General features: G+C 54.6%; 10 protein-coding genes. 4 read left to right on the plus strand and 6 right to left on the minus strand.

Features of this window, described 5'->3' with window-relative positions; translation table 11 throughout:
- Window positions 1-5: 5 nt before the first annotated feature.
- Together J3P34_RS18515 and J3P34_RS18520 are read left to right on the plus strand one after the other, a co-directional pair.
- Window positions 6-1316: a cation:proton antiporter gene (locus tag J3P34_RS18515; protein WP_210490072.1), complete on the plus strand. Its 1311-nt coding sequence runs from the start codon at window positions 6-8 to the stop codon at window positions 1314-1316.
- 20 nt (window positions 1317-1336) lie between these two features.
- Complete coding sequence (locus tag J3P34_RS18520) at window positions 1337-1963, plus strand: alpha-ketoglutarate-dependent dioxygenase AlkB family protein (RefSeq protein WP_210490073.1); 627 nt, start codon at window positions 1337-1339, stop codon at window positions 1961-1963.
- A gap of 74 nt (window positions 1964-2037) precedes the next feature.
- Here J3P34_RS18520 and J3P34_RS18525 read toward each other — a convergent pair whose 3' ends face one another.
- On the minus strand, window positions 2038-2541 hold the full coding sequence (locus tag J3P34_RS18525; protein WP_210490074.1) for a methylated-DNA--[protein]-cysteine S-methyltransferase: 504 nt from the start codon (window positions 2539-2541) through the stop codon (window positions 2038-2040).
- 106 nt (window positions 2542-2647) lie between these two features.
- Between J3P34_RS18525 and J3P34_RS18530 the strand changes: the two genes are divergently transcribed.
- Both J3P34_RS18530 and J3P34_RS18535 read left to right on the plus strand, forming a co-directional pair.
- A complete protein-coding gene (locus J3P34_RS18530) occupies window positions 2648-3997 on the plus strand; it encodes an FAD-dependent oxidoreductase (RefSeq protein ID WP_210490075.1) in 1350 nt (449 codons plus the stop codon).
- Window positions 3998-4121: 124 nt separating this feature from the next.
- The gene (locus tag J3P34_RS18535) at window positions 4122-7034 is read left to right on the plus strand and encodes a CHASE domain-containing protein (protein ID WP_210490077.1); all 2913 of its coding nucleotides are present in this window, start codon (window positions 4122-4124) and stop codon (window positions 7032-7034) included.
- A 163-nt stretch (window positions 7035-7197) separates the two neighbouring features.
- On the opposite strand, the gene J3P34_RS18540 is transcribed toward J3P34_RS18535, so the two are convergent.
- The 5 genes from J3P34_RS18540 to J3P34_RS18560 all read right to left on the minus strand — a co-directional run bounded on the left by J3P34_RS18540 (window position 7198) and on the right by J3P34_RS18560 (window position 11315).
- Complete coding sequence (locus tag J3P34_RS18540) at window positions 7198-7773, minus strand: DUF4252 domain-containing protein (protein ID WP_210490078.1); 576 nt, start codon at window positions 7771-7773, stop codon at window positions 7198-7200.
- An 83-nt stretch (window positions 7774-7856) separates the two neighbouring features.
- Complete coding sequence (locus J3P34_RS18545) at window positions 7857-8336, minus strand: GNAT family N-acetyltransferase (protein ID WP_210490079.1); 480 nt, start codon at window positions 8334-8336, stop codon at window positions 7857-7859.
- Window positions 8337-8661: 325 nt separating this feature from the next.
- On the minus strand, window positions 8662-9456 hold the full coding sequence (locus J3P34_RS18550) for a LytR/AlgR family response regulator transcription factor (RefSeq protein ID WP_210490080.1): 795 nt from the start codon (window positions 9454-9456) through the stop codon (window positions 8662-8664).
- Between the two features lie 90 nt (window positions 9457-9546).
- A complete protein-coding gene (locus tag J3P34_RS18555; RefSeq protein ID WP_210490081.1) occupies window positions 9547-10614 on the minus strand; it encodes a sensor histidine kinase in 1068 nt (355 codons plus the stop codon).
- A gap of 68 nt (window positions 10615-10682) precedes the next feature.
- On the minus strand, window positions 10683-11315 hold the full coding sequence (locus tag J3P34_RS18560) for a tetratricopeptide repeat protein (RefSeq protein ID WP_210490082.1): 633 nt from the start codon (window positions 11313-11315) through the stop codon (window positions 10683-10685).
- Window positions 11316-11395 lie beyond the last annotated feature (80 nt).

The raw sequence follows: 11395 nt of genomic DNA on the forward strand, positions 1-11395 counted from the left end.
GGCCCATGGACATTTACCTGATTTCTTTTGTGGTGGTTGGCGTTGCCGCGCTGGCCATGGCCTGGTTGCCCACCTGGTTCAAGGAAGTGCCTGTTTCCTACGCCATGCTGTTTGTCTGCGTGGGTTTCCTGCTCTACAAACTGCCCATCGGGCTGCCAGAGCCAGATCCTCTGCGCAAGAATGATTTTGCGCTGCGTCTTTCTGAGCTGTGTGTCATCATCACGCTCATGGGCACGGGCATCAAGATCAACCGGCGGTTCTCTTTGTTCAAATGGCAGGTGCCGCTGCGGCTGGTGAGCTGGACCATGCTTCTGTGCATCGGTAGCCTGGCCTGGCTGGCCTGGCAGTTCCTGGGATTTCCGGTGGCCTCGGCGGTACTGCTGGCTGCGGCTTTGGCGCCGACCGACCCCGTGCTGGCCTCTGATGTGCAGGTGGGCCCGCCCAGCGATGAGGTGGAAGACGCTACCCGGTTCGCGCTCACCGCCGAGGCTGGTCTTAACGACGGCATGGCTTTCCCGTTCACCTGGCTGGCCATCACGTTGGCTTTGCACGGGCTGGCGCCCGAAGCCTGGCTGGTGGACTGGCTTTCCTATGACCTGCTTTATCGCATAGTGGTGGGCGTGGGAACGGGCTACTTACTGGGCAAACTCTTGACGTTTCTACTGTTCAAACTTCCTAAGAAAAGCCGCTTTCCTGAAACCAAGGACGGTTTTGTGGCCATCTCTACTACGTTGCTGGTCTACGGCCTCACCGAGATGGTACACGGCTACGGGTTCATTGCGGTGTTTATAACGGGGCTAACCCTCAAGCACTTCGAGGAAGACAATAATTACCACCGGGAAATGCATGATTTCACTGATCAAATTGAACGGATCCTGGTGGTGATCGTGCTGATTTTGCTGGGCGGCAGCATCAGTCGGGGCCTGCTGGATGCGCTTACCTGGCAGGGCGCGCTGGTGAGCATCGGGTTTCTGCTGGTGATTCGGCCCCTGGCCGGGTACATCGGTTTATGGGGCGTTCCGGTGAAAACAAGGGAAAAGTGGGCCATCAGCTTTTTCGGGATCAGGGGCATCGGGTCGGTTTTCTACCTGGCCTTCGCGCTGGGCAAAGCCGATTTCGCGAACCCTGAGGAAATCTGGGCGGTGGCAGGTTTCACCATTCTGCTCTCGGTCTTCCTGCACGGCATACTGGCCACGCCCATCATGCGCTACCTGGACAAAGTCCGGACCCCTAGCGATTTTATTGACCCCGACAAAGCCGCCCTGGAGATGTCAGATGACCGCAAAGGTGAGTCCGTTGATAAGCCCCAGGAATAATTTAGGCGTATCTTTCCCGCATGCCGCACCTTTCCCCAGAATTCCAGCAGCAATTTGCCGCCTGTAGGTTGCCCTTGCCCAATGCCGAGGTTTACCTTCTTCCAGATTTCATTTCTCCGGAAAACCAGCCAGACTTGCAACAGGCGCTGACGGAGAAGGCGGACTGGCGGCAGGAGAAGATCAGGATGTTTGGCCGCCAGGTAGACCAACCTCGCCTCACCGCCTGGTACGCCGATGCCGGCAAAGCCTACACCTATTCGGGCCTCACCTGGGAGCCATTGCCCTGGCTGCCAGAACTATCAGATTTAAGAAAAGACCTGGAAAAAACCACGGGCGCCGCTTTCAACAGCGTGTTGATGAACCTTTACCGCCACGGGCAGGACAGCATGGGCTGGCACGCCGATGACGAACCCGAACTTGGAAAGAACCCCATCATCGCCTCCATCAGCCTGGGCCAGGAGCGCACCTTCTCCTTCCGGCACCGCCAACAAAAAGACCTGAAACACCAAATAACCTTACCCTGTGGTAGTCTGCTTTTAATGGCTGGCCCCACTCAACACTTCTGGCACCACCAGCTCCCCAAAACCACCAAGCCTCTACAGCCCAGAATCAACCTCACGTTCAGGTTTATCCATTCTAATGAGTGAATGAGAGATTGAATGATTGAGAGAATGCAAGGAAAAAAATATTCTATCAATCACTCAATCATTCAATCTCTCATTTAGAAAAGCGCCGTCTGATACGTGCCGGTCATCTTGGCTTCGTGGTCCAGGAGCCATTGTTTGCGCCAGAGACCGCCGGCGTAACCGGTGAGTTGGCCTTGCGCGCCTATTACGCGGTGGCAGGGCACCAGGATCATCCAGGGGTTGGCGCCGTTGGCTACGCCCACCGCCCGAACGGCGCCGGCGTTGCCCATGCGTTTGGCCAGGCCCAGGTAATGATCGGTTTTGCCCATCGGGATTTGTTGGAGCGCTTGCCAGACCTGTTGCTGAAAGGGAGTGCCCTGGGTGTACAGCGGCAGGTCAAAGGTGTGACGCTTGCCTGCGAAGTATTCTTCCAGTTGCGTAGCGGCCTCCTTCAGGCAGGTGGGTATAACCGGGCTGTCCTTTTCAGGGCCGTTTTCCAGAAAGCAAGCCCTAAACAGCTGATTTTCCGTAGAGGTAAGCTGAATGGTGCCCACCGGCGAAGAAAAATGGAGCACAAAGAGCGGCGAAGGGGCAGACATGGCAAGGCTTGTTTACAAAATTTAACCTAAGTTTACCTCTTCTTTCCGTAGAAAGCACCTTTTCAGGGCCAGTTTCTGCGCAGGAGACCACACGTAACCAAAATTGATGGAGAAAACCACCCAACTCAGCGTCATGGGCGGGGGCCTGGTAGGCTGCCTGCTGTCTTTGTATCTTGCCAAACAAGGATACCGGGTGGATGTGTATGAACGGCGGCCAGACCTGCGCCGCACCGACATTGGGGGAGGGCGCTCCATTAACCTGGCGCTGAGTGACCGCGGCTGGCGGGCATTGGAAACCATCGGCATTGCCGAGGATATCCGCAAGGTGGCTATTCCCATGTACCAGCGCGTGATGCATGACAAGAACGGGAATCTCTCTTTCCAGCCGTACGGGCAGGAGGGACAGGCCATCTACTCGGTCTCCCGGGGCGGCCTGAACCAGGCGCTGCTGGACCTCGCCGAGGCGGAGCCCACTATCTCGCTGCACTTCCAGCAACAGGTGATGGAGGTGGAAGTGGCCACCAATAAGGTAACCATGCTGGACACGGTCTCGGGGAAGGAGCACCACATTTCGCCAGACGTGATTTTCGCCGCCGACGGCGCCTATTCCATGGTACGGTTGTCTCTGCAGAAAACAGACCGGTTCAACTACGAGCAAAGCTACCTGGACTACGGCTACAAAGAACTCACCATTCCGCCTGCGGCTGATGGGGGCTGGCAACTGGAGAAAAACGCCCTGCACATCTGGCCCCGCGGGCAGTACATGATGATTGCGCTGCCTAACGTGGACGGTTCCTTTACCTGCACCATGTTTTTCCCCTACGAGGGCGAGCCCTCCTTTAAATCACTGCAGACCCCGGAACAACTGACAAGCTTCTTCCAGGAAGTTTTCCCCGATGCCACTGCCCTAATGCCTGATCTGGCGCAGGAATTCTTCGAGAACCCCATCGGGTCGCTGGTTACCATCAAATGCCTGCCCTGGCGCCACAGCGGCAAAATCCTGCTGCTAGGCGATGCCGCCCACGCCATCGTGCCGTTTTACGGGCAGGGCATGAACGCCGGGTTTGAAGACTGCACCGTGCTGCGCGGCCTGCTGGAGCAGCACCAAGACGATTGGGAAACCATTTTCCAGACGTTCCAGGACGTGCGCAAGCCCAACACAGATGCCATCGCCGATCTGGCTGTCTATAACTTTATTGAGATGCGGGACAAAGTCGCCGATCCGCGTTTTTTGCTCCAGAAGAAAATAGAGGCTAAAATTACGGCCCAATACCCAGATTCCTGGCTGCCTTTGTATTCCATGGTTACCTTTTCCCCGGATTTACCGTATGCCGAGGCACTGGCCAACGGTCAGCGGCAGGAAGAGATTATGCGCGTATTAATGGAACATATCCAGAAAGAGGAAGACTACAACAAACCAGAGGTGCAGGAGTATCTGCAGGCACAACTGGCTTAGCTTTCCTTTATTTTCGGTCTGTTTTCTGGAAAAGGCCCCTTAAATACACCATAAAAAAGTCTTTGCCTGTCAAACAAAAAACACCTTCTATACATTAAGAGAAGGTGATGCGAACTGATTGTACATGATATTTTCCCGTCTAAAAGATTATTACCTGGCCATAGGGTCCTTTGTATTGGTGTTGGGAATCACCTTGTATGCCTACTATGTGTCCAAATCTAATGACGAGGCGGAGGATGCCCGGCAGTTTGAGATCAAGAAGGTGCAGATCAAAGCCACCCTGGAGCGCCGTATGGGCTATTACCTGCAGATCCTGAAGGGCGTGAACGGTTTGTTTGCCGCCTCAGACACCGTTACCCGCGCCGATTTCCAGGGATACCTGAGCTCGCTGGAGATCCTGAGGAACTACCCCGGGGTGCAGGGCATTGGGTTTGCGGCCATGGCCACGCCAGAGCAGGCGCCAACCCTTGAAAACCGCGTACGCGCCGAGGGATTTCCTAACTTTAAGATTTACCCCGAAGGACCCCGTACCGAGTATTCTTCCATTATCTTCATTGAGCCCATGAACAGGGCAAACAATCGGGCTTTGGGATTTGACATGTTCAATGACCCTACCCGCCGCGAAGCCATGGAAGCCGCCCGTGATTCTAACCGGCCGGCCATGACCGGGAAAGTGCGCCTGGTGCAGGAAAGCGGGAAAAATGTGCAGCCTGGCCTGCTCATTTACATGCCGGTCTACTATGGCGGCAAAGACCCGGTGGACCTTATGGAGCGCAGAAACAAGCTGCGGGGGTTTGTCTATGCGCCTTTCCGGGCCGGAGACCTTTTCTCCAATACCCTGGGCGACGCCCTGGAGAACATCAGCCTATCCATCTATGACGGCAAAAAGATGAAAGAAGAGGCGCTCCTTTTCCGGAACGCCACTGAGTTGGACGTTTCTGCCGGTAATGACAGCCTCCTGACAGACACAGACACCATCCGGTTTGCCGGCCGCATCTGGACCCTGCGCTACAAAGCGAACAAAGCCTTTGCCGAGGCCTCGGGCATAGACCAGCATGACCTCATTCTGTTGGGCGGCAGCATCATCAGTTTGCTTATTTTCTTTGTGATCTGGTCGCTGCAGCGTTACCTGCAGTCAAACCAGTTAACCGAGTTGATCACCAAGAATACCACCGCCGGTTTGTTCATGCTGGATGACCGGGGTTACTGCACTTTTCAGAACCCATCTGCCGAGAAGTTGCTGGGGTATGACCTGGCAGAACTCAAGCGCCGACCCTTGTATGAGATAGTGCACCGCGACCATGAGGCCAGGAACCTGGCGCCCGAGCTGGTATCCCAGAAGTCTTTCACCTTTGAGGATTCCTTTATCTGCCATGACGGCAACCCTATTCCGGTGGTTTGCTCTACCCGTTATGTGAAGCAGGGCGGCCAGGTGGTGGGGCATATCCTGGAAGTGCGCGACGTCACGGAGGAGAAAAAAGCCCAGCAGGCCCTATTGGAGAGCGAGGCCCGTTTCCGTAACATGGCAGACAGCGCCCCGGTAATGATCTGGATCACCGATGAGCACCACAACTGCACCTACGTGAACCGGCAATGGCTCAAGTTCACCGGCTCAAAATTTGAAGACAACCTGGGCAAGGGATGGCTGCAATTCATCCACCCAGAGGATAGTCCATACATGTCCCAAACTTACCAGCAGGCGCTGGCGGCAAAAGATGAGTTCAAGGTGGAATACCGCCTGCGCCGCCGCGATGAGGCCTACCGTGGGGTGGTGACGATGGGCATTCCAAGGTTCAGCACTGAGGGCGGGGAGTTCCTTGGTTATATCGGCTCGGCTATTGACATCAGCGACCGCATCAAAATGGAGAAAAAACTGAAGCAGAGCGCCGATATGCTGCAGCAAATCTTCATGCAGGTGCCGGCCATTGTGGGGCTGGTGCGCACCAAAGACCTGAGATACACCCTGGTCAATTCTTACCTGAGTAACCTGTATGACGGCAAGGCCAAAGTAGGGGAAGTAGCCACAGATTCTCTGCCGGAGTCTCAGCATGAACAATTCAGGGCCGTTATCAAGCACATCGCGGAGACCGGTGAGCCGTTTGTGGGCCAGGAAGTGCCGGTTTACTTCAGTGATACGCCGGAAGGCCGGCAGAACGTGGGGTATTTCAACATTGTCTACGAGCCCATCAAAAACAGCCGCGGAGAAGTGGAATCGGTGCTCACGTTTGCGGTGGAGGTGACAGAGCAGGTGAGAAGCCGCGAGCAACTCTCCACCATCAACGATGAGCTGAACCTCAAAAACCAGGAGCTGATCAGGATCAACAATGACCTGGATAACTTCGTGTACACGGCCTCGCATGACCTGCGGTCGCCTTTGGCTAATTTGGAGGGACTCACCTCGGCTTTGCTGGAAACCGTGGAAGGCAAGGAGGAAAGTGAGGAGCATCTGCTGCTGCACATGGTAGCCTCTTCCATCTCTAAACTGAAAGGCACCATCCATGACCTCACCGAGATCACCAAAGTGCAGAAAGACCTGGACTCGCAGGCAGAGGAGCTTTCTTTTGCCGAAGTGCTGGCTGGGGTGGAGGAAGACATCGCGCCCATGATCCAGGCGTCTGGGGGCCAGTTGCAAACCACTTTCCAGGTGAAACACCTGCGGTACGCCCGTAAAAACCTGCGCAGCATCCTTTACAACCTGGTGTCTAACGCTGTCAAATACCGCGACCCGGCCCGCAAACTCACGGTAAACATCAATACTTATCGGCAGGATGGGTATGTGGTACTGAGCGTGGCAGACAACGGGCTGGGAATAAGGGAAGACCAGCAGGAAAAGCTGTTCACCATGTTCCGTAGGTTCCACTCGCACGTAGAAGGCACCGGTATAGGGTTGTACATTGTGAAACGGATCATTGAGAACAACGGCGGCCGCATTGAGGTGGAAAGTGAGCCGGGCAAAGGCACCACCTTTACCGTGTATTTCCGCGAAGAGACTATCACCCCATCTCCCGCGCTCCTGACTTCTGATAAGGAAGTTTAAAAGAAAGGATACCCAAAAAAAAGAGCATCGGAAAGCAGGAGAAGTTTCCTTTATTCCGATGCTCTTTTTTTTGTTGCCGGGTCTGTCAATTTGCAGATGCCATGGCCACGCCGTTTCCTGGCAGATTTCCTGAAATAAGGCTTAAATCACAGGTCTAAGGAAATCAGCCTAACAGGGGAATCAACAGATCTGGGTCTATTTTCTGCAGCATCTGCTCTACCTGCTGCCGGGTGAAGCGGCCGTTAACCTGGAGCATCAGGAAGGAGTTGCCGTACTTGCGATAGCCCACTATTTCCTGCACCTGCTCATTAGACTGCCTCATCCTGAACTGCAAAGCGCCCGGGGCCTCGTCCAGTAAAGGAATGGCGGCATAGTTGTCCCGTTGCAGGACCTGGTCCAGTTCCTGGGTAAGGCCCTGCTGCAGCAAGCGCTGCGATTTTCTGTTGGTGGGCGTAAAGGACAGGACGCGCACCGAGGAGATGTTAGCCAAAGCCGCCCGTACGGTGGTATCGGTGATTTCCTTCGCCAGGTATTTAGAGACCAATCCTACGGGCACAGTGGTGCCTTTGAAGCCGGCTTCATTGCGGTATTTCTGGTAAAACTCGGCCGTAGACTGCGCCGGCGGCAGTTTGCTGGTACTGCTGCAGGCTTGCAGGAGACAAAAAGCGGCCAGCACCCAGAAGGGCAGAATCCTGGCTGCTAGTGATTTTTTGAAATTATAAGCTGATGAATAATGCATACGCGATTTCTGTTTTTGCCCTCTTTTACGGAAAAGAGAGCAAAAACGCCCGCTGTCGTTATCATCCACCTAACCCCGAAAGCTTATACCTCCTCGGCTCTCTGCGTTTGCTTCTGGTAAATGTTGGGGGTGTGCAGTTGCATAAACCGCTCTGGGTGGGGCAGCGGCTCAAACCCGAACTGGGTGTAGAGCTCATGCGCATCCTCGGTGGCCAGCATCCAGCGGCGGAGGCCCTGCAACTCAGGGTGCGCCCTGAACGCCTTCAGCATCCATTTGGAAAGCCCGTTGCCCCGGTATTCCTCCAGCACAAAGACATCGCAGAGATAGGCGAACGTGGTATAGTCAGTGACCAGACGGGCGAATGCGGCTTGTTTGCCCTCATAATAGACGCCCACGCAGAGGGAGTGGTCAATGGCTCTTTTCACCACCTGTTTGGGAATGCCTTTAGACCAATAGGCCTTGCTTAAAAACCCGTGGATAGCGTCTAACTGAAGTAAATCTTTGTCAAAACTTAGGAAGAAGCCGTTTCTGTTAGCTTCGGGTAAAGGAGTAGAAAAAGGCATGGCAGCTTAGTTATAGGTTTGCTGTCTGTTTCTGGAATGAAACCTAGCGGTGATGAAATTTAAGTTATAAAATAACTTAGTAAAATGCAAGCAATAATATTAATGTTGATGAGTTGTAGCGCCTAGTAAATAGTGAAAAGAGTCAGTATTAAGGTGTTATAGGTTTTAGATGCAGGCCGATTGTAGATAGCAAAATCAGCACGGTAGCAACTGTGCTTTGCAGAGGCGGGAGGAAGAGAATCGGGATAAGGAATATAAAGCAGTAGGGCAGCAGAAGGGGTGGTGCCGTTTTCAGCGCAGGATTATCAAAACAGGCTGGAAACAGCTACTGGTCCAGCCAGGCCCTGAAAGCCGCTACCCGCTCCCTGCTGACCAGAACCTCTTCCTGGGCATGGTGGCGCAAGACTACTTTCAGGCGGCTGTTGGTGTAATGGACAATGTCCTGGATAGCCTTGAGCTGTACCAGGTAGCCACGGTTTACCCTAAAGAAGCATTGCGGGTCTACCAATTGCTCCAGCTGTTCCACGGTATAGTCCAGGGCGAAGCGGCGGTTATCCATGGTCTGCAGGAAAGTAGCCTTCTCAAAACTGAAAAAGAAGTCAATCTCCTCTACCGGAATAGCCCTGAGGTGTTCGCCCACTTTCAAAACAAACCGGTTTTTGTAGGTGGCCGCCGAGGGGCTTTGCAGTTGTTGCAAAGCCCGCTGCAGGAGCTGCAGTTGGGTAGTCTCTTGGGTGGAGGTTGCAGCAGGTGAGGCCGCGGTCAGGCGTTGGAGTTTCCTTAGTGCCAGTACCAGTTCCTCGTCATCAATGGGCTTTAGCAGGTAATCTATGCTGTTGGCCTTGAATGCCCGGAGGGCGTACGCATCATATGCGGTGGTGAAGATGATGGGGCAGGTGACTTCTACTTGGTCAAATATCTCAAAGCTCAGGCCATCGGCTAGCTGAATGTCAAAGAAGGCCAGATCAGGGGCGGGCTGCTCCCGGAAATAGGCTACCGCCTCCTGCACCGAGGCCAGTTGGGCCACCACCTGCACGGGCAGCTCTGTTTGCGTTTGCAGTAGTCTGGCCAACCGGTCGGCGGCAAGGGGTTCGTCTTCAATGATCAGCGCTCGGCGCATGTGCAAGGTTGGTTCGTGATTGTTTTTAGCCTGATTTCTGCAAAATAACCACAAAACGGAGATTTTCCTTTCCTTGGAGGCAAGACCTAACTAAGTAGTCTCCGGCGATTCCTGCTCCTGAAAAGACAAGAGCGGCAGACGCACCGTGAAAGTAGCATCGGTTGAGACAATCTCTGGTTTACGGTGGGTCAGCATCTGGTACCGGGCCTGGATGTTTGCCAAGCCCAAACCGCTGGGAGGCTCATGCTGCGGTTTGGGCTGACGGTTGTTCTCCACTATGAGCCAGCTCTGGGCAATGGAGATGCTGATGCGCAGCGGTTCCTTGGCCCACAACCGATTGTGTTTGATGGCGTTCTCCAGCAGCATCTGCAAGGCCAGCGGCGGCAGATGGAAACCAGCCGGGAAAGAAGCTGGAAACTGCACGTCCAGACCCTCGGCGTGCCTGATCTGCTGCAGAAAAACGTAGCGGCGGGTAAAATGCAGTTCTTCTTCCAGCGGCACTACCTCTTTGTGCTGCGAGTCCAGCACGTACCTGTACACCTCGGATAGCTGCTTGATGAACTTCACGGCCAGATCGGGCTGCGGATGCACCAGACTGGTGAGGGCATTGAGGCTGTTGAACAGGAAATGCGGGTTCACCTGGTTTTTGAGGGCCTCGTACTGAGACAGCGCATGCTCTTTCTTCAGGCGTTCTGTGTCAATGGCAGATTGCCGCCAGTGGCGCAGAAAGGAAACGGCGTGTAAGGAGAGCGTAATGAAAAAAGTCACCAGCATCTGGGTGAGCATGGTACTGCGCAGGCCCGGGGTCAGGAGCAAGGCGGGCGCATGGCCCCGCACTCCTATAAAGTACGTCCAGTTCACCAGGAAAATGGCCACCGCCGAGTACAAGGTGGTGGCCAGCGAGGTGACCCCAAACCGCCGCACCGGATGGTCTACCCATGACACCACCTGATTAAGGGCGTTGCCCAGATAGCCGTTCCCCAGCCACAAGCTGGAACACAAAACAAAAGCGTACCCAAAGTTGTGGACCACCCAGCTCCTGTCTGTAAGGCAGGAGGCACACTGCAAAAGCACATTCACCAGGGCCAACCCAGAAAAGATGAGTATCCACCTAAGAATGGACTTGAGTTGAAGACGTGGGACAGCGAAATGGGACATGGCTGGAAGTTAATCATTTTTAAGAATACCCGTGCCCACCCAAAAGAGGCAGGCGCGGGTTCCTGGGTTTACTCGCACTCACTGAGAAGCGCCAGAGCCCGGCTCTGCCCCCAGCTGGGAAGCAGCGGGTTGGCCGGATGGTACACCGAGAACTTTGCCACGGCCGTGGTCAGGAAGGGCTTGGCTACCTCTTTGCCGCCGCCAATCATCTGGGGCATGTTAAAATACTGCTGGCCCAGCAAGAAATAGGCGCGGGGGTTCTCAGGATTCAAGGTTTTGGCTTTCTCCAGCGCAGCCAGGGCCTGGCCAGAGTACTTCATCCCACGGTCCATGGGGGCTATTGAGATGCGGGCCTGGTGCAGAAATCCCTGTAAGGCAAACAGCTCAGATTCCTGTGGCTTCAGTTTCAGGCTTTTGTCCAGATAGGTTTGCGCTTTGTCCAGCACGGCATCGCGCTGATGGTCTTCTTTGAGCATGAAACTCAGCGTGACGTGGGCGTAGGCCGCGTAATAGGCGGGCAGCCATTCCTTGGGCTCGGCCTCTGCAATACGGCTCATCTTGTTGGCCAGGGCTTGCACCTCCTCAGGGGTTTGGGAGGCTTTGAAATCGGTGAGCGCTTCGCCCAGGGCAGCCTGGAAGTGGCCTTGGGCCTGCACCAGCATTGTGATGAAGAAGAGCGGAAGGAAGAGTAGTTTTTTCATGGCTTTGATTTGAATGGTTTCTGTTTTAAGGTTAATTTTCTGAAAAGAGGGCGAAAAGGAGAATCGGTGAACAGCTTCTG

Origin of the sequence: Rufibacter aurantiacus (genome assembly GCF_017916345.1) — a bacterium.
GTDB classification, from domain to species: domain Bacteria; phylum Bacteroidota; class Bacteroidia; order Cytophagales; family Hymenobacteraceae; genus Nibribacter; species Nibribacter roseolus.